The organism is Deltaproteobacteria bacterium (assembly GCA_022340465.1).
In the GTDB taxonomy this organism is placed as follows: Bacteria; Desulfobacterota; Desulfobacteria; order Desulfobacterales; family B30-G6; genus JAJDNW01.
Window position 1 is genome coordinate 1 of the sequence record JAJDNW010000137.1, and the last position, 19,190, is coordinate 19,190.

At 55.3% G+C, this 19,190-nt stretch carries 10 protein-coding genes; all 10 read left to right on the forward strand.

What is annotated here, in order from left to right; all coding sequences use genetic code 11:
- Positions 1–299 precede the first annotated feature (299 nt).
- The 10 genes from LJE94_18390 (at position 300) to LJE94_18435 (ending at position 18,618) form a co-directional block, all read left to right on the forward strand.
- Positions 300–626 carry an antibiotic biosynthesis monooxygenase gene (locus LJE94_18390; GenBank protein ID MCG6912067.1) on the forward strand — a complete coding sequence of 109 codons (327 nt, stop codon included), beginning with the start codon at positions 300–302 and terminating at the stop codon, positions 624–626.
- 14 nt (positions 627–640) lie between these two features.
- On the forward strand, positions 641–1,684 hold the full coding sequence (hflK, locus tag LJE94_18395) for an FtsH protease activity modulator HflK (GenBank protein MCG6912068.1): 1,044 nt from the start codon (positions 641–643) through the stop codon (positions 1,682–1,684).
- Positions 1,681–2,637, forward strand: coding sequence for a protease modulator HflC (gene hflC / locus LJE94_18400; GenBank protein MCG6912069.1), 957 nt, complete (start codon positions 1,681–1,683; stop codon positions 2,635–2,637). The genes hflK and hflC overlap by 4 nt, the downstream gene beginning before the upstream one ends.
- A gap of 35 nt (positions 2,638–2,672) precedes the next feature.
- Positions 2,673–4,154, forward strand: a complete 1,482-nt coding sequence (locus LJE94_18405) for a DUF4070 domain-containing protein (protein ID MCG6912070.1) — start codon at positions 2,673–2,675, stop codon at positions 4,152–4,154.
- 233 nt (positions 4,155–4,387) lie between these two features.
- A complete protein-coding gene (locus LJE94_18410) occupies positions 4,388–4,738 on the forward strand; it encodes a hypothetical protein (GenBank protein ID MCG6912071.1) in 351 nt (116 codons plus the stop codon).
- A 157-nt stretch (positions 4,739–4,895) separates the two neighbouring features.
- Positions 4,896–5,339, forward strand: coding sequence for an Hsp20/alpha crystallin family protein (locus LJE94_18415; GenBank protein ID MCG6912072.1), 444 nt, complete (start codon positions 4,896–4,898; stop codon positions 5,337–5,339).
- Positions 5,340–5,677: 338 nt separating this feature from the next.
- Positions 5,678–7,510: an ATP-dependent zinc metalloprotease FtsH gene (ftsH, locus tag LJE94_18420; protein ID MCG6912073.1), complete on the forward strand. Its 1,833-nt coding sequence runs from the start codon at positions 5,678–5,680 to the stop codon at positions 7,508–7,510.
- Positions 7,511–7,560: 50 nt separating this feature from the next.
- Complete coding sequence (gene groES / locus LJE94_18425; GenBank protein MCG6912074.1) at positions 7,561–7,854, forward strand: co-chaperone GroES; 294 nt, start codon at positions 7,561–7,563, stop codon at positions 7,852–7,854.
- Between the two features lie 15 nt (positions 7,855–7,869).
- Positions 7,870–9,492 carry a chaperonin GroEL gene (gene groL, locus LJE94_18430; GenBank protein MCG6912075.1) on the forward strand — a complete coding sequence of 541 codons (1,623 nt, stop codon included), beginning with the start codon at positions 7,870–7,872 and terminating at the stop codon, positions 9,490–9,492.
- A 444-nt stretch (positions 9,493–9,936) separates the two neighbouring features.
- Positions 9,937–18,618, forward strand: coding sequence for a cyclic beta 1-2 glucan synthetase (locus LJE94_18435; GenBank protein MCG6912076.1), 8,682 nt, complete (start codon positions 9,937–9,939; stop codon positions 18,616–18,618).
- The last annotated feature ends 572 nt before the right edge of the window (positions 18,619–19,190 follow it).

Here is a 19,190-nt window from a genome sequence, read left to right on the forward strand (position 1 = left end):
AAAAAAGGTGCCCATATATGAGCAATGGTCAAATGTGACCAGATATTCATTTCCATTCGTGACTTCCCCAAGGGTTTCTCGAGGAAAATATTCTTTTGAAATCAATAAGATAAAAAAGTATTTGTTGGCTGCCTAGGTGTGGCACGAAGCTTGTACAGCTATTAATACAACACAACATCTAATTTTCTAGCCGGCGGACAGGGCTGAGATATCTCTGAGTTTGGGCATGTGGCGTGACCTGAACCGCAGGTCGGACTTTCACGAAAAGAGGGGTTGTCGTGATTATTGTGAGGATTTCAATGAAGGCACTCGTGGGAAAAAAGTTAGATGTGATGCAGACACTTCTCTCGATGAGTGCGGCTGCGAGAAAGGAGAAGGGGTGCCTGAGCTATGACGCTTTTTGCGATATCAATCGTAAAACAGTTTTCTATCTCATTGAGGAGCGGCAGAAACGTGCAGAACTGGTCCGTCATATACGATCCGAAAGATTCAGTGTTTTGCTCGGGACCAGGAGTCTTTTAACCAAACCTCTGGAAATGAAAATCCATACGATCTCCCGTTCGGAAGGGGTGGAGGTCGTCAATGCCCTCAGGAACAGGGAACCCTCTGAAAATCACTGCTACTGAAAAGGAGAATAATTATGTCGTGGGAAAATAATCCAGGAGGCCGGCAAGAGGGTCCCCCAGATCTTTCCGAAATGATCAAGAAGGTGGGAGATTCACTGAGCCTCGGGAAGGGAAGAAAGCCCCTTTGGCTTATAGTGATCGTCATTGTTCTCGGGATTATCGTGGCTTATACCGCCTTTTACACCATTGCCCCCGGTCACCAGGGGGTCCTTCTGCGATTTGGCAACTATGTTGGTCTGGTTATGCCAGGTCTTCACTTCAAAATCCCCTTTGGTGTGGACACGGTTTTCAAGGTGCACACGGAACAGGTAGACACGGAGAGTTTTGGTTTCAAAAGCGTCCGCCCCGGTATTCGGACCCAGTATGAAAAGGGTGCCGCGGAGGAGCGAGAATCTCTCATGCTTACCGGGGACCTGAACGTTATCGATGTGGAGTGGATCATCCAGTTCCGGAGGGAAAACCCCCGAAAATACCTTTTCAACGTACAAGACCCTATTATGACACTCAGGGATATCAGCGAATCGGTGAATCGGCGCATCGTGGGGAACAGGAGCTTTGACTATGTTCTACAAAACCGGGAAGAGGTGAACAAAATGGCCCAGGAGGAGCTTCAGAAGATTCTCGATGAGTATGAAACCGGAATTCGAGTCGTCAACGTGAGACTCCAAAACGTGGTTCCACCCGATCCTGTAAAAGGCGCCTTCAATGAGGTAAACGAGGCACAGCAGGAAAAGGAGAGACTCATTAACGAGGCCCAGGAGACGTATAACAGACAGATTCCACAAGCTAAGGGAGAAGCGGAAAGAGCGATCAACGGGGCCCGGGGATTCGCGCTCGAGCGGGTGAACCACGCCAAGGGTGATGTAGCCAGGTTCTCGGCTGTTCTCAAAGAATACCGAAATTCGAAAGAAGTCACCAAACAGCGCCTCTACCTGGAGGCCTATCAGACGATCCTGCCCAATGCTAAGCAGATCTACATTATCGACAGTAAACAGAAAGGCCTTCTGCCGTTGCTCCAACTCAATCAGCAGGTAACAAAGGGGGGTGAGGCTAAATGAGACGAATGGGAGCTTTCATTGGCGTTGTGATCGTTATCTTTCTGATCCTCTTGTTTTCGGGCGCCTTTTACACGGTCAACGAATGGGAACAGGTGGTGATCACCCAGTTTGGAAGACCGGTTGGAAAACCAAAGACCGAGGCGGGTCTCAATTTCAAGATTCCCTTCATTCAGGACATCCATCGCTATGAGAAGCGGATTATGAGGTGGGATGGAGATCCCAAAGAGATACCCACCCGGGACAAACGGTTTATCTATGTCGATACAACGGCCCGGTGGCGAATCGTGGACGCACAGAAATTCCTGGAGGTTCTTGGTACGTACACTCAGGCATACGCCAAGTTGGATGACATCATTGACGCTGTTCTCAGGGATTATGTCTCGGCGAATCCTCTGGTGGAGCTCGTCCGGACCACAAACGAGATGCCGAGCGTGGAGAATGTGGAAGGCAAGGTCCTCTCCCCGTTCCAGGGTGAAGCAACCGCCCCGGAAACCGTTCGCCTGGGGAGAGAAAAGATCACCCGCGCAATTCTGGCCGAGGCGTCGAAGGCTATGCCCGCCTTTGGTATGAAACTGGTCGATGTGCGCATCAAGCGGATTAACTATGTCGAGCAAGTCCGTAAGAAGGTGTACGAACGGATGGTGTCGGAAAGAAAGCGCAAGGCCGCCCAGTTTCGATCGGAGGGAGAGGGCAAAAAGGCAGAGATTCTCGGCCAGATGGAGAAGGAGCTGAAATCCATCATCTCGGGCGCATACCGGACGGCCGAAGAGATCCGGGGAGGGGCGGATGCAGAGGCAACCAGGATCTATGGAGACGCTTACGGTCAGGATCCTGCCTTCTACGCCTTTTTCAAGACCCTGGAGACCTACAAAGATGCTGCGTATAAGAACGCCTCTGTTATTCTTGGAACCGATTCCGACTATTACCGGTTCCTGAAGACCATCCCGAAATGACCAGGGATCATTATTGATATAAGAAAGGAAAGCGTATGAAAACCTTGCTGATCTATCCGGAGTACCCGGCTACCTTCTGGAGTTTCAAATATGCCCTCAGATTCATTCACAAAAGGGCGGCTTTGCCTCCCCTGGGTCTTCTGACGATAGGAGCGATGCTGCCCAAAGTATGGCCTAAGAAGCTGGTTGATGTGAATGTGGAAAAGCTCACTGAAAAAGACCTAGCATGGGCTGATTGCGCTTTTATCAGCGGCATGGTTGTGCAAAGAGAATCGGCACGTGAGATCATTGGCCGGTGTAAGGAGGCGAATATCAAGGTCATAGCTGGTGGGCCGCTCTTCACCAACGAATACGATCAATTTGAGGGTGTGGACCATTTTGTGCTGAATGAGGCCGAACTGACCCTCCCCCCCTTTCTGGCGGATCTGGAGAAGGGATGCGCTCAGCACATCTACGAGACATCGGAGTTTTGCGACATTCGTAAAGTACCTGCTCCCCTGTGGGAATTGATGGATTTCAAACAGTATGCCTCGATGAGCATTCAGTTTTCGCGTGGCTGTCCATTCAATTGTGATTTCTGTAACGTAACCGCACTATTCGGGCATCGCCCCCGCATCAAAACAGCCGAGCAGATTACTGCTGAGCTGGATGGTCTTTACGATCAAGGGTGGCGTGGACAGGTCTTTTTTGTGGATGATAACTTTATCGGCAACAAAGGTTATCTGAAGAATTATCTCCTGCCGGCACTCATCCAGTGGCAGAAAGGCAGGAAGGGAGTCCCTTTCAACACAGAGGCTTCGGTCAACCTGGCCGATGACGAGCTGCTGATGGAAATGATGGTCCAAGCGGGTTTTGATGCGGTCTTCATCGGAATCGAAACGCCCAATGAAGAAAGCCTGGCTGAATGCAACAAAAAGCAGAACAAGAACCGAGACCTCCTGGAGAGTGTAAAGCGTATGCAGCGGGCCGGGCTGCAAGTGACCGGTGGCTTCATTGTCGGCTTTGACAGTGACACGCCATCCATCTTTCAGCGGCAGATCGACTTTATCCAGAAGAGCGGCATCGTGACGGCCATGGTGGGCCTACTGAACGCCCCACCCGGCACAAGGCTCTATGAACGTATGAGGAAAGAGGACCGCCTGATCGACTGTATCTCCGGAGACAACGCAGACGGCACGACCAACATTCTTCCCAGAATGGGGTTTGATGTATTGCGCGAAGGATACGGAAACCTGATGCAGCACATTTACTCACCCGAGCATTACTATAAACGGGCGATGACCTTTCTCCGGGAGTATAAGAGACCAAAGGTGAGGACCCCTCTGGAGTTTCAACGTTTGCTGGCGGTCTTGCGTTCAAGCTTCCGCCTGGGTATTTTCGGCCGGGAGCGATTCGAATACTGGAAGATCATGATCTGGACTCTTTTTTGCCGGCCTAAAATGCTCCCGCTGACTATTACGCTTGCGATTTATGGCTATCATTTCCGCAAAATCTGCAAATTGAAGATTGCTCAGTGAGTCCGAAAGCCATCTAGGCCAAAGGCATTGCGGAAGCCAATGGCATCCAGGAAATATACAACGCCTTGCCCGACTCGGGCGGCGAGACAATTGTGAAATGATAAATTGTGGAAATGATCTTCAGTGGGGAAAAACGGTCAGTTGCCAGCAGGGCCGATGACCTCATCCAACTCATTGGCAGCAAGGTGATCGTAGGCAAAAACATTACAACATAATTCAAGGAGGTATTATCAATGAAAACGGAAACTGCAGGAAAACTGAAGCATGGAGGTTGGGGTCTTATTGTTGGGGCAGTCGTCGTAATGATCATCGGTTTTACATGGGGAGGGTGGACGACCGCCGGCACGACCAAAACGATGACTCAAGAAGCGGTCTTGGCGAGTCAGGCAGCGATCTGCGTCGCCCAATTTATGAAGCAACCGAATCATGAGGAGAAACTCAAAGAATTAGCGGAATTGGATTCATGGAAGCGAGCTAAATTTATTGAAAAAGGGGGCTGGGACAAAATGCCCGGGCAGAAAAAGGCTGACTATGATGTGAGCCAAGCATGTGCCGATGGGCTTGAAATTCTTATCAAAAAATGAGCTGGCTGTTAAGGGTAATTCATATGCGGATTACCTTATAAAGATTTTTGCGTTCTGAAAAAATGGTTGGAGCTAGAGAAAGAACAACCAGATTCCTGATGGCCTGAATGCGGGGCTCTCCAGTGGGGTAAACCAAATACCGTAAATTAGGAAGTGCATTATGGCACTGGTAACATGGGATCCGTGGCGAGAGATTGCTGACAGGTTCGACCGCTACACGAGAGCTGTGGGGCAACCTCAGGCTGGAAGCCAAGAGGTCATCGCAACAGGCGACTGGGTTCCCCGGGTAGACATCGCTGAGACCGACGAGGCATTCGCGATCAAGGCGGAAATTCCCGAGGTCAATAAGGATGACGTCAAAATTACTGTAGACAATGGTGTCCTGACGATTCGGGGAGAGAGAAAACAGGAAAAAGAAGAGAAAGGGAAAAAGTTCCATCGAGTCGAGCGATCTTACGGGAGCTTCACCCGTAGCTTTACGTTGCCTGACAATGTGGATGAAACCAAAATCAAGGCTTCCTTCAAGGACGGCATGCTGAATCTCCATATTCAGAAGACTGAGAAGGCAAAACCGAGAGTCATCGAGGTCAAAGTGGAGTAAAAAGACAGAAGCTTTAACCATTAATCTTTCTGAAGACAGATAGGAAGAAGCTGGAAAGTGCTTCTGTTGACTCAGTCATATTCAAACCCTTTTCACTGGAAGATCTTCAAAGGACAATCCAAGGAGCGCTGGCGCCCAGAGAAAGAGATCAGGTAAGCGTAGGGGTAAGGATTCCGCAGATTCCGAAAATGTTTGTCTGAGTTAGGAAGAAGGGGGCGAGATGATTGCGGCGATGCGTAAGTATGTCCATTTGAATCGGTTGAACAAAAAGGAAAAAGATAATGCCACTGAATGAAAATAATGAACCGGGGGATCATTTCATAGATAAGCTTCGTTCAATGTTCGGTCCCGGAGACCCCCAGAAAAAGAGGGATGCCTTGCCCCCGAAGGCTCGTTTCAGCATCTGGTATATCCTGCTGGCCTTCCTTTTGTTCTCCTACCTGCAGCAATACTATTTTTCTTCAAAAGTGGAAACGATCCCCTACAGCCAATTTAAGCAATACATTGCTCAAGACCAGTTGGATAAATTGATCATCGGCCCGGAAAATATCAATGGAACGCTGAAGGGAACGCCGGGCAAAAAGTTTACGACCCTTCGGGTGGATGATCCCAGCCTGGTGAAGGATCTGGATGAACACAAGGTCAGTTACTCAGGACATTATGAGAGTAAATTCCTGAGCAGCATTCTTTCCTGGGTCATCCCTATCGCCATTTTCTTCTTCATCTGGCGATTCGCCATGAAGAAGATGGGGCCGGGGATGGGGGTTATGTCTTTTAGCAAAAGTAAAGCGAAGATGTTTGCCGAGAATGAGACCAAGGTCACTTTCGTCGATGTGGCCGGGATCGATGAGTCCAAAGAAGAGCTTCAGGAGCTGGTTGAATTTCTGAGTAATCCGGGGAAATTCCAGAAACTGGGAGGGAGAATTCCTAAAGGGGTCCTTCTGGTCGGCCTTCCCGGGACCGGCAAAACCCTTCTGGCAAGGGCTGTGGCCGGGGAGGCAAAAGTCCCTTTCTTCAGCATCAGCGGATCTGAGTTTGTGGAGATGTTCGTGGGTGTGGGAGCCGCCCGTGTCCGCGATCTTTTTGCCCAGGCCGCGAGCCAGGCCCCCTGCATCATCTTCATTGATGAACTGGACGCGCTGGGGAAAGCCCGGGGAATGAATGTTATGGGTGGGCATGATGAACGAGAGCAGACGCTTAACCAGCTCCTGGTTGAGATGGATGGATTCGAGACGAACAAAGGGGTCATCATCATGGCCGCCACCAACCGTCCGGAAATTCTGGATCCTGCCTTGATGCGCCCTGGGCGTTTTGATCGGCAGGTCCTGGTAGACCGGCCGGATATCAACGGGCGGGAAGCCGTCCTGAAAATCCATTCCAAGAATGTTCTCCTAGCCCCCGATGTGGATCTCCGCAAGGTCGCAGGACGTACCCCCGGCTTTGTGGGAGCCGATCTGGCCAACCTCATCAATGAGGCAGCCCTGCTGGCTGCCCGGAAAAACAAGGAAACGGTCGGGCCGGCTGAGTTCGACGACGCAATAGACCGAGTGGTTGGGGGTCTGGAGAAAAAGAACCGGGTGATGAATGCCCAGGAGAAGGAAATAGTCGCCTTTCATGAGTCCGGACACGCGATTGTCGCCGAGTCTGTGGATCATGCCGACCCAGTGCACAAAATCTCCATTATTCCCCGAGGGATCGCGGCGCTCGGATATACCCAGCAGCAACCCACGGAGGATCGCTACCTGATGACCCGTTCGGAGCTGCTGGACAGGCTGGCCGTTCTTTTAGGAGGCAGGGTGGCGGAGGAACTGGTTTTCGGAGAAATCTCCACAGGGGCGCAAAACGACCTGCAGCGGGCTACGGACATTGCCCGGTCCATGGTCACGGAATACGGCATGAGCGATCGCATGGGATTGGTGACCTATGAGCGCGCTCGTCAGCCTCTGTTCCTCCCGGAAAGTTTTGCTCCCGGTAAAACCTACAGTGAAGAGAAAGCCGGCCAGATAGATGAAGAAATTTCCCTGGTGATCGAGCAGGCGCATCAAAGGGTGCAAGGAATCCTGAGCGCTCACCGCACTATTTTGGATGACCTGGCCAAACTCGTTTCCCAGAAGGAAGTTGTGCAGGGGGAGGAACTGAGAAAGATGCTGGGGAAAACCCCTGCGGAATAGTGCCGTACCCAGTTCAGTTTCCCATAACCATTGCAGATCGGAGGATAATCATGAAAATAAGGCCATTAAGCGACAGGGTGCTTGTTGTCGGAATTGAGGAGAAGGAAAAGACCGCCGGCGGGATCGTCATTCCGGATACGGCCAAGGAAAAACCACAAGAAGGAAAGATCGTAGCGGCCGGTCCCGGAAAATGGGATGAAAACGGAAAACGGATTCCCCTGGAAGTCAAGAAAGGCGATCGTATACTTTTCGGCAAATATGCGGGAAATGAAATCAAGGTCGATGGGGTGGAACATCTCATTATGAGAGAGGATGATATCCTGGGTATCATGGAAAGTGATTGAAGGAGGTCTTAAGCAATGGCAGCAAAAGAGATTAACTATGGCGCAAAGGCAAGAGAGAAGATGCTGAGAGGTGTGGACATCCTCGCCGACGCGGTGAAGGTGACCCTCGGGCCGAAAGGTCGGCATGTCCTCATTGAAAAATCCTGGGGTTCCCCCAAGATCAGCAAGGACGGGGTGACCGTTGCCAAGGAGATCGAACTGGAAGACAAGTTTGAAAACATAGGTGCACAGATGGTCAAGGAAGTGGCTTCCCGGACATCAGACGTCGCCGGGGACGGCACAACCACGGCGACAATCCTGGCACAGGCCATCTACCGCGAAGGAGTTAAGCTTTTGGCAGCGGGCGGCAACCCCATGCCCATCAAGCGGGGCATTGACAAGGCCGTTGATATGGTGGTTGAAGAACTGAAAAAGATGTCCAAACCCACAAAAGACAGAAAAGAGATCTCTCAGGTCGGCACAATATCGGCAAACAACGACCGCACCATCGGGGACATTATCGCCGATGCCATGGAAAAGGTGGGCAAGGAGGGTGTAATTACCGTAGAGGAAGCCAAGGTGATGGAAACCACTCTGAAGGTCGTTGAGGGTATGCAGTTCGACAGGGGCTACCTGAGCCCGTACTTTGTGACAGACCCCGAGAAGATGGAAGTTGCCCTCGAGGAACCCTATGTCCTTTTAAACGAAAAGAAGATCAGTACCATGAAAGACCTGCTTCCCATTCTAGAGCAGGTTGCAAGGGGTGGAAAACCTCTCTTGATCCTTGCAGAGGACGTGGAGGGGGAGGCTCTGGCTACCCTGGTGGTAAACAAGTTGAGAGGGACTCTGCATTGTGCGGCTGTCAAGGCGCCCGGCTTTGGCGACAGGCGAAAGGCCATGCTGGAAGATATCGCCATACTGACCGGCGGCCGGGTGATCAGTGAGGATTTGGGCGTCAAGCTGGAAAGCATTACCCTGAAAGACCTGGGCACTGCCAAACGGATTACTGTGGACAAAGATAACACAACGATCATCGATGGGGGCGGCGCGCGCAAGGAACTGGAAGGTCGCGTAAAACAGATCAGAGTTCAAATTGAAGAAACGACCAGCGACTATGACAGGGAAAAGCTTCAGGAGCGCCTGGCAAAATTGATCGGGGGCGTGGCCGTTATCAATGTAGGCGCTGCCACGGAAACTGAAATGAAGGAAAAAAAGGACAGGGTGGAAGATGCCCTCAATGCGACTCGCGCAGCCGTGGAGGAGGGCGTCGTTCCCGGTGGCGGCGTTGCTTATGTGCGTGCCCTGAAGGTTCTCAAAAAGGGTCAATTCCCCGGGGAGGAGCAGCTTGGGGCGAACCTCATTAAACGTGCCCTTGAGGAGCCTGTGAGGCAGATTTCCCAAAATGCCGGCTTTGAGGCCTCTGTGGTGGTCCAGCGCGTTATGGAGGGAGAAGGAAATTTTGGATTCAATGCCGAAACTGGGACGTACGAAGATCTTATGAAGGCCGGCATTGTGGATCCGACCAAGGTAACACGGTTTGCGCTTCAGAATGCCGCATCCGTGGCCGGCCTTCTCATGACCACGGAGGCAATGGTTGCTGAAAAGCCGAAAAAAGATAGCTCCTCGACACCCGCCATGCCATCAGAAGACCTGTATTGATGGAAATGATCTTCAATGGGGCTTGTTCCACGAGGAAGGCCTCAATCATCAAAGACAATAGTTTATCCCTTTGATCGACGCGACCACCCGGATTCTGCAAAATGAAGGTTACTCTCGAGGTGCTGGAAGTGGAAAAGAAGATGAACTTGTAGAATAGCGTATTTAAGACGGCTGCATCCTGGTGCTATCTTCAGAAAGGCCTCGAACACGCTTTTGAACCATATCTGTGATTCTCTTAATTCTTTGGCCGCTGGGATTGATGCCCGGCCACAAGATGAGCGGGTTCATTCAGAGAGGGTCCGCTTGATGAAGCCCCTTTAGGTGAAATAATATTTTTCGACAAAGTCCACATGCCGTGCCCAGATCATGGCATGTCAAGAGAAGGAGACACAAAGAGTGAGAGTGAGCGGCAAGAGGATTCTCCGGACCCTGTCCCATTTGTGGATGCGTCTCGGCAGAACCGGCTTGGCACAAGAGTATGCCGGCGACGAGCCGCTGCTGCGATCGGAACTGTTCAGCAGCGAACAGATGAAGCGGCACGGCAAAGCGCTGGCGGACTCGCACACGCTGAGTTTGGGACGGGCTTCGGACCGACTCCTGACGCGTCTGGCTGAGAATGAAGGCGTCTTGATCGGAGCCTGCAATCTATTGACAACGGCGGTCAAGGCGAAACGCCGGATTGCACCTGCCGAAGAATGGCTGCTCGACAACTTCTATCTGATCGAAGAACAGATTCGTATGGCCAGGCGACACTTGCCCAAGGGGTACAGCCGGGGATTGCCGCGCTTGCTGAATGGCTCATCGGCCGGGCTTCCGCGCGCGTACGACATCGCGCTGGAGGTTATCTCGCACGGCGATGGGCGAGTGGACCCGGAAAATCTCAGCAGTTTCGTAGCCGCTTACCAGACGGTGACCGTCCTAAAATTAGGCGAATTGTGGGCCGTTCCGATCATGCTGCGCCTGGCCCTGATCGAAAATCTCCGTCGCGTTGGAGCCCGCATCGCCGCTGACCGGACCGACCGCAACCGCGCCGACTACTGGGCGGATCAGATGACGGGGATGGCGGAGAAAGACCCCAAGAGCCTGATCCTCTCGATCGCGGATATGGCGCGGTCGAACCCGCCGCTGGTGGGTTCGTTTGTCGCGGAATTTGCGCGCCGGTTGCAGGGACAGGGCCCCGCGTTGGCCTTGCCGCTCACCTGGATTGAGCAGAGGCTCTCGGAATCCGGCCTGACGATTGAGCAGTTGGTGCAGGCGGAGAACCGGCAACAGGCCGCCGAACAGGTTTCGGTAAGCAACAGCATCGGAAGCCTCCGATTTCTGGGAGCGATGGACTGGCGCGAGTTCGTCGAGACAATGAGCACTGTCGAACAGACCCTGCGGCAGGATCCTGGAGAAGTGTACGAAAAAATGGATTTTGCCACCCGCGATCTCTACCGTCACGTGGTGGAAAAGATCGCGAAAAGCAGCCGACGATCCGAAAGCGATGTAGCCTGCGAAGCGATCCGATTGGCCCGCGAAGCTGCAGCCAAGGATAACAGGGACGATCGAGCAGCTCATGTCGGGTTCTACCTGATCGACAAGGGACTGCTACAGCTCGAACGATCGGCGGAGGTCCGCCTCTCCGCCCCTGAGGCTATTCAGCGAAGGATCTGCCAGTCTCCTTTGCTCCTCTATCTTGGCACAAATTTTCTAATCACGGCGATTTTTACCGGTGTCTTTCTGGCGAAAGCGGATGCCAGTGGGGTGCCTGTTTGGCTACTCGCACTGATCGGTGTTCCCTTGCTGCTGAGCGCAAGCCATCTGGCGGTGGCGCTGGTGAATTGGCTGGCGACATTACTGGCGACGCCGCGCCTGCTGCCGCGAATGGATTTTTCTGGAGGAATTCCTCCGGAATCTCGTACCTTGACCGTGATCCCGACGATGCTCACGAGCGCTAAAAACATTGAGGATCTGGTCGAGGCACTGGAGGTTCGGTTTCTGGCGAATCGGGACGAGCACCTGCACTTCGGTCTGCTGACGGATTTCCAGGACGCGCCTGAGGAAACGCTTTCGGAGAACGAACCTTTGTTACGGCTAGCCCAAAAGAGAATCCAAGGGTTGAACGAAAAGTACCGAGGCCCAAAAGCCGACACGTTCTTCCTTTTTCATCGTCCACGCCGCTGGAATCCGCAGGAGCAAATCTGGATGGGTTACGAGCGGAAGCGAGGAAAGCTGGCGGATTTGAATTCGCTTCTGCGCGGCGGCGCGAAAGATCGCTTCTCCCTCATCGTTGGGAATATTGCCGCCCTATCGAGCGTGAAGTATGTGATCACCCTTGACACGGATACGAAGCTCCCCCGCGATTCGGCCTGTCAGTTTGTGGGAGCCATGGCGCATCCGCTGAATAGGGCGCGGTACGACGAAGACCGACAGAGGATCGATGAGGGGTACGGCATCCTTCAGCCGCGCGTGGCAGTGAGCCTGCCAGCTGCGAATCGGTCGCGATACGCCCAGTTGTTCGGGAGTGAGCCGGGTATCGACCCGTATACCCGGGTGGTCTCCGATGTCTACCAGGACGTGTTCCACGAAGGCTCATTCATCGGCAAGGGGATCTATGATGTCGATGCCTTCGAGCGGGCCCTCAAGGGGAGGTTTCCTGAGAACCGGATCCTCAGTCATGACCTTGTGGAGGGATGCTATGCACGGGTGGGGCTGTTGAGCGATGTACCGTTGTATGAGGAATATCCATCCCGCTACCTCGCGGACGTGAGCCGCCGGCACCGCTGGATCCGCGGGGATTGGCAAATTGTCCGCTGGCTGCTGCCGGGCGTTCCCGGCGTCGAGGGAAACCCCCGTAAGAACCCGCTCTCCGGGTTGTCCCGATGGAAGATTTTCGACAATCTTCGGCGAAGCCTCGTATCGGTGGCTTTGATTTTGCTGTTGCTCCTCGGTTGGACGGTCTTGCGCCCGGCGTGGCTATGGACCCTCGCCGTAATCGGAACCATCCTGATTCCCCTCTGGATTGCGTCTCTTATGGATCTGTTTCAGAAGCCTGGCGATGTGCTGCTGCGTCAGCATCTCGCTGCCACGGTGCGCTCGGCCGGCCGACACTCCGCTCAGGCGGCCTTTACTTTCACCTGTCTTCCCTATGAGGCTTTCTTCAGTCTGGATGCGATTGTGCGCACGGCCTGGCGAATGTGGGTCACCCATAAACGACTTCTGCAGTGGAATCCTTCGAACGACGCGGATTGCCAAGGCCGCACAGACCTCGTCGCATCCTGGCGGACAATGTGGATTGCCCCCGTCCTGGCCGCTGCTGCGGGAATTTATCTGTTCGTATCGAGGCCGGCCGCGCTCGCCGTGGCTGGGCCTATTCTGGTCCTCTGGTTTGCCTCCCCCGCGATTGCATGGTGGAGCAGCCGACCACTCGTACGCCGTGGAGCAAGGCTGACGGCTGACCAGACCCTGTTTCTGCGGAAACTTTCCCGAAAGACTTGGGCGTTTTTCGAGGCTTTCGTCGGCCCGGAAGATCATTGGCTGCCACCGGATAACTATCAAGAGCATTCCGCTCCCGTGGTCGAGCATCGCACGTCGCCTACCAACATGGGACTAGCGCTCCTGGCGAATTTGTCGGCTTACGACTTCGGCTACATCACGGCAAGACAACTCATCGAGCGCACGGCAAAGGCCTTCCATACAATGGAAGCCCTGGAACGCCACCGGGGCCACTTCTACAACTGGTACGACACGCAGTCTCTGAAAGCGTTGCCTCCCACGTACATTTCGACGGTGGACAGCGGGAACCTCGCGGCCCATCTGCTGACCTTGCGGCAGGGTCTCCTCGCCCTTCCCGGTTACCGGATCTTGGGAGCGCAATGGTTTGACGGGCTTAACGACACCCTGCGGATTGTCGTGGACGCTGCGGGAGGGGCCGCTGCGACCCTGCTCTCTCAACTTCAGAAAGATCTGACGTCCCCCTCCGCTTCCCTGCCAACTACGCTCGCAGGGACGCACCTCTACCTCGACCAGTTGACGACGGCCGTCAAGGAGGTGAAAAAAAGCCTCGAGACTGACCCCGGGAGCCAAACGATGGGATGGACACATGCCCTCGCTCGGCAATGCCAGAGCGCCCTCGATGAGCTGACGTTTCTCGTGCCGTGGACCTTGCTGCAGGCCTCTCCGGACAGGTTAAGCGGGTTTCCCCGCCTCGATGAGGTCCCCACGCTGCGCGAACTGGCGAGATTTGAGGTGGAGTTGCTGCCGGCCATCGAAGATCGCCTCGGCTCGGGCACCACTCCCGGGAAGAGGGAACGGTTGGGACAGATTCGCCGGCTCATAATCCAAGCGAGCAGCCGCGCTCAAGAGCGGATTGCCGCCATCGAACGTCTGGTGCAGCAAACCGGCGAACTGGCCGATATGGAGTATGACTTCCTGTTCGATAAGGAGCGTCATCTGCTGGCTATCGGCTACAACGTTGCGGAGCGCCGGCTTGACTCGAGTTACTATGATCTGCTGGCATCGGAAGCGAGATTGTCCAGTTTCGTGGCAATTGCTCAGGGACAACTGCCCCAGGAGAGCTGGTTTGCACTGGGGCGCCTGCTCACCACCGCCGGGGGAGAACCGATTCTCCTTTCCTGGAGCGGTTCGATGTTCGAGTACCTCATGCCGCTCCTGGTGATGCCGACGTACGCAGACACGCTGCTCGACCAGACCTACCAGGCCGCGGTCGAGAGGCAGATCGCGTATGGAAGGAGCCGAGGGCTACCATGGGGTATGTCAGAATCCGGCTACAACGCGATCGACGTTCATAGCAACTACCAGTACCGGGCGTTTGGTGTGCCCGGCTTGGGGCTCAAAAGGGGATTAGCCGACGATTTGGTCATTGCGCCCTATGCCTCGGCGCTGGCGTTGATGGTGGCACCCGAGGAGGCGTGCCTGAATCTACAGCGACTCGCCGCTGAAGGGCTGGAAGGAGCATACGGCTTCTACGAAGCGATCGACTACACTCCTTCGCGTCTGCCGCGCGGAAAACAGAGCGCCGTGGTCCGGTCGTTCATGTCCCATCACGAGGGCATGAGCCTTCTCTCTCTGGCCTATCTGCTCCTGGACCGTCCGATGCAGAAGCGATTCGAGTCAGATCCGATGTTCCAGGCGACGACGCTGTTGCTCCAGGAGCGGGTTCCCAAGGCCACAGCCCTCTATTGGCACACCGCCGAGTTTTCCGACGTACGTACGACTCCCGGCGGTTTGGAGATACCGATGCGGGTTTTCAGCAGTCCGGACACCCCCATACCGGAAGTGCAGTTGCTTTCGAACGGGAAATACCACGTGATGATCACGAACGCAGGAGGCGGCTACAGCCGCTGGAAGGACCTGGCAGTCACACGCTGGCGCGAAGACAGCACCTGTGACAACTGGGGCACGTTCTGTTACCTCCGAGACGTGACGAGCGGCAAGTACTGGTCGACCGCCTATCAGCCCACGCTCAAGGGTTCGGAGAAATACGAAGCGATTTTCTCGGAGGCGCGAGCAGAGTTCCGTTGCCGTGCCCATGGAATCGACACCCATACGGAAATCGCTGTCTCGCCCGAGGATGACATCGAGCTGCGCCGAATCCGGATCTCCAACCGCTCTCGCACGCGCCGGGCGATCGAAGTCACGAGTTACGCGGAAGTCGTTCTGGCCTCGCCGGCGGCGGACGCCCTGCATCCGGCGTTCAGCAATCTCTTTGTTCAGACAGAGATCCTCCGCCAGGAGCGGGCGATTCTCTGCTCTCGCCGGCCCCGCTCCCTCGGCGAACCCACCCCATGGATGTTTCACCTGATGGCCGTGCATGGGGTGGAGATCGGGGAAATTTCCTATGAAACCGACCGCAGTCGGTTCATCGGACGCGGCAACACCGTCGCCGACCCGCAAGCAATGAGCGGGCCTGCGGCGCTTTCGGGCAGCGAGGGCTCCGTGCTCGATCCGATTGTCGCCATCCGGTACCAGATCAACCTCGACCCGGAAGATTCGGCGACGATCAATATGGTCTCCGGCATCGGCAAGACGCGCGATGCGTGTCTGGGCCTGGTCGAAAAATACCAGGATCGGCGTCTCGCAGATCGCGTCTTCTATCTGGCGTGGTCACATAGCCAGGTGGTTTTGCGACAGCTCAATGCCACCGAGGCCGACGCACAACTCTACGGACGCATGGCCGGCTCAATCCTTTACGCCAATTCCTCGCTGCGCGCCGATGCGAGCGTTCTCAGGAAGAATCTCCGCGGCCAATCGGCGTTATGGGGCTACTCCATTTCCGGCGATTTGCCGATCGTGCTGCTGCGAATTGGGGACCCGGCCAACATCCAGCTGGTGCGTCAACTCGTGCAGGCCCACGCGTACTGGCGCTTAAAAGGACTGGCGGTGGACCTGGTGATCTGGAACGAAGATCACGCGGGCTACCGACAACTCCTCCACGAACAGATTATGGGGCTGATTGCCGCCGGTCTCGAAGCCAACGTGACCGATCGACCCGGCGGCATCTTTGTAAGACCTGCAGACCAGATCTCCAACGAGGATCGGGTTCTTATCCAAACGGTCGCTCGGGCCATCTTCAGTGACAGTCGGGGAGCCCTGACGGACCAGATCAGCCGTCGCGGCCTTGGGGGAGTAGCCGTGCCGAGCCTTACGCCAAACCGAGCGCGCCGCCCCGAACCCTCGCCAGAGGTCGCTTTGCCTCGCCACGATCTGCTCTTCTTCAACGGGTTGGGAGGATTCACCACGGATGGACACGAGTACGTCATTACGACCGCGCACGGGCAAGTAACACCGGCACCATGGGCGAATGTGCTCGCGAACCCATACTTCGGGACCCTCATCTCGGAGAGCGGCCTGGGCTGCACTTGGAGCGAAAATGCCCACGAGTTTCGTCTCACCCCCTGGACCAACGATCCCGTGAGTGATTCGAGCGGAGAAGCCTTTTACCTCCGTGATGAAGAGAGGGGCCACTTCTGGTCCCCCACGCCGCTGCCCGGCCGTGGGGGGACGCCTTATGTCAGCAGGCACGGATTTGGCTACAGCGTCTTCGAACACGTGGAACGGGGTATCCGCTCCGAGCTATGGGTTTACGTAGCCCTGGACGCGCCGATCAAGTTGACGGTGTTGAAAGTGCGCAACGAGTGCGGCCAACCCCGCCGGCTCTCCGCAACGGGATACGTGGAATGGGTGCTGGGGGACCTGCGGGCGAAATCGGCCATGCACGTAATCACTGAAGTCGACCCCGGGAGCGGAACGCTCTTCGCACGGAACCTTTACAACACGGAATTTGCCGACCGGGTTGCCTTTTTCGACGTGGACGATGCGACTCGGACCGTTAGCGGCGACCGGACGGAGTTTATTGGGCGTAACGGCACGCTTCGAAGTCCTGCTGCCATGACTCGGTCGCGGCTTTCCGGCAAGGTGGGAGCCGCTTTGGATCCTTGCGCCGCGATCCAGGTTCCCTTTGCGTTGGAAGATGGGCAAGAGCGCGAAATCATCTTCACGCTCGGCGTGGGGCGGGACGCCGATGATGCCCGCAACCTTGCGCGTCGCTTCCGGGGATCCGCCGCGGCGCACCAGGCGCTCGAAGAGGTGTGGCAATACTGGAATCACACGCTCGGCGCCGTCCAGGTGGAAACACCGGACCCTTCCCTCGATGTGCTGACCAACGGCTGGCTCTTGTACCAGACTCTATCATGCCGGCTTTGGGCGCGGAGCGGCACCTACCAGCCGGGGGGCGCCTTCGGTTTTCGGGACCAGTTGCAGGACGGGATGGCGCTCGTCCACGCCGAGCCGAGCCTTTTGCGCGAGCACCTACTCCGCTGCGCGACCCATCAGTTCCGGGAGGGAGACGTCCAGCATTGGTGGCACCCTCCCTCGGGCCGGGGTGTGCGGACCAACTGTTCTGATGATTACCTCTGGCTGCCGCTCGCGACATGCCGTTACGTTATCAGCACCGGGGACACCGGGGTGTTGGATGAGCCTGTCCACTTCATCGAAGGCCGCCCGGTAGACCCGGAGGAGGACTCGTATTACGATCTGCCCGGCCGGTCTGAAGAAAGAGCCAGTTTGTACGAACACTGTGTGCGAGCCATCCTGAGGGGCCTCAGGCTAGGTGGGCATGGCCTGCCCCTCATCGGCTCTGGTGACTGGAACGATGGTATGAACCTGGTGGGCGAACACGGCAAGGGTGAAAGCGTCTGGTTGGGGTTTTTCCTTTATGAAGTGCTCATGCAGTTCACGGAGGTTGCCCGCACACGGGGTGACCTATCTTTCGTCGAACGTTGCCAGAGGGAGGCGACCCAACTGCGCCAGAATCTCGAGCAGAATGGCTGGGATGGAGGGTGGTACCGCCGCGCCTACTTCGACGACGGCTCACCGCTTGGGTCGGCGAGTAATCCTGAATGCCAGATTGATTCGATTGCGCAAAGCTGGTCTGTTCTATCCGATGCGGGCGATGCCGGGCGCTCTCGCCTGGCCATGGAAGCGGTGGATAGACGCCTCGTTCGTCGCGAACACAGGTTAGTCCAACTTCTGGATCCGCCGTTCGACAAGTCGGGTTTGAATCCCGGCTATATAAAAGGATATGTCCCAGGCGTGAGAGAGAATGGCGGGCAATACACTCATGGGGCGATCTGGGCGGCGATGGCGTTCGCTGCAATGGGCGACAGCCGCCGCGCGTGGGAACTGTTGGCCATCATCAACCCGGTGAACCATGCGAGGTCTCCGGAGGCGATTGCGACCTACAAAGTGGAACCTTACGTCGTCGCGGCCGACGTGTATGCGCTCTCGCCGCACAACGGCCGTGGTGGATGGACGTGGTACACAGGCTCGGCTGGATGGATGTACCGGTTGATCGTTGAATCACTTCTTGGGCTGCGGCTGGAAGTGGACAAGCTGTATGTCGCGCCTTGTATCCCTGTGGGTTGGGAGGCGTTCAAGGTGCACTACCGGTATCGGGAGACCGTCTATCACATCGACGTCCTGCAAACTGGCCAAGACAAAGGCGGGGCGAGTGTGACCGTTGATGGAGTCGAACGACACGACAAGGCGATTCCCCTTATTGACGACCGCCAGGAACACTCGGTCGAGGTGAGAATACCCGGCTCGCGCACAGCCCTCCCATAACTTTGATGCGTAGTTGAAAAAATGGGACATAGAGATGCCTTTGCTTAACGCCGAAGAGGATCAAGCGAAGATCGTGGCGAAGATTCCGGATTGCTAAAAGATCGAAGGTTTACGGGAAGAGCAAGATGCGGCAAAGGCTGCTGTTGCGGCCACTGGGGGAGCCATCAAAGCGGCAGACAACGCCGGCACCGATATCAGTAAGGCAACCAAGGAGGCAGTCACTGTGGGGCTATCGAAGCTGGTGATGAAATTGGGACACAGGCATCGAAGGCGGTTAGGGCTGCCTTAAGAATTTTGTCAAAGGGCCAAAGACGCTATAAATCCGCCGCCTAAATAGGTAAGGCCTGAATATTTTTCATTCCTTATTTTGTCTCAATTGTAAATAAGGCGATTACACTATGGTCATAACGGGCAACGCAAAAATAACTGAAAAGGAGGTTTTCAAATGAGAAAAGTACTGTTCGCAAGGGGATTACTGGCAATAACGCTGCTGCTGGCCCTGGGGGCCTTGCCGGGTTGCGGCGAGAAGGACCAGAGCGAGAGCAAGACCGGAACCGTATCAAAGGAAGATG

Excerpts from the sequence above, each read along its gene's own strand:
- LJE94_18390 (MCG6912067.1), top strand. The coding sequence starts at position 300 with ATGAAGGCACTCGTGGGAAAAAAGTTAGATGTGATGCAGACACTTCTC.
- groL (MCG6912075.1), top strand. The coding sequence starts at position 7,870 with ATGGCAGCAAAAGAGATTAACTATGGCGCAAAGGCAAGAGAGAAGATG.
- hflC (MCG6912069.1), top strand. The coding sequence starts at position 1,681 with ATGAGACGAATGGGAGCTTTCATTGGCGTTGTGATCGTTATCTTTCTG.
- LJE94_18410 (MCG6912071.1), top strand. The coding sequence starts at position 4,388 with ATGAAAACGGAAACTGCAGGAAAACTGAAGCATGGAGGTTGGGGTCTT.
- ftsH (MCG6912073.1), top strand. The coding sequence starts at position 5,678 with ATGTTCGGTCCCGGAGACCCCCAGAAAAAGAGGGATGCCTTGCCCCCG.
- LJE94_18405 (MCG6912070.1), top strand. The coding sequence starts at position 2,673 with ATGAAAACCTTGCTGATCTATCCGGAGTACCCGGCTACCTTCTGGAGT.
- hflK (MCG6912068.1), top strand. The coding sequence starts at position 641 with ATGTCGTGGGAAAATAATCCAGGAGGCCGGCAAGAGGGTCCCCCAGAT.
- groES (MCG6912074.1), top strand. The coding sequence starts at position 7,561 with ATGAAAATAAGGCCATTAAGCGACAGGGTGCTTGTTGTCGGAATTGAG.
- LJE94_18435 (MCG6912076.1), top strand. The coding sequence starts at position 9,937 with ATGCGTCTCGGCAGAACCGGCTTGGCACAAGAGTATGCCGGCGACGAG.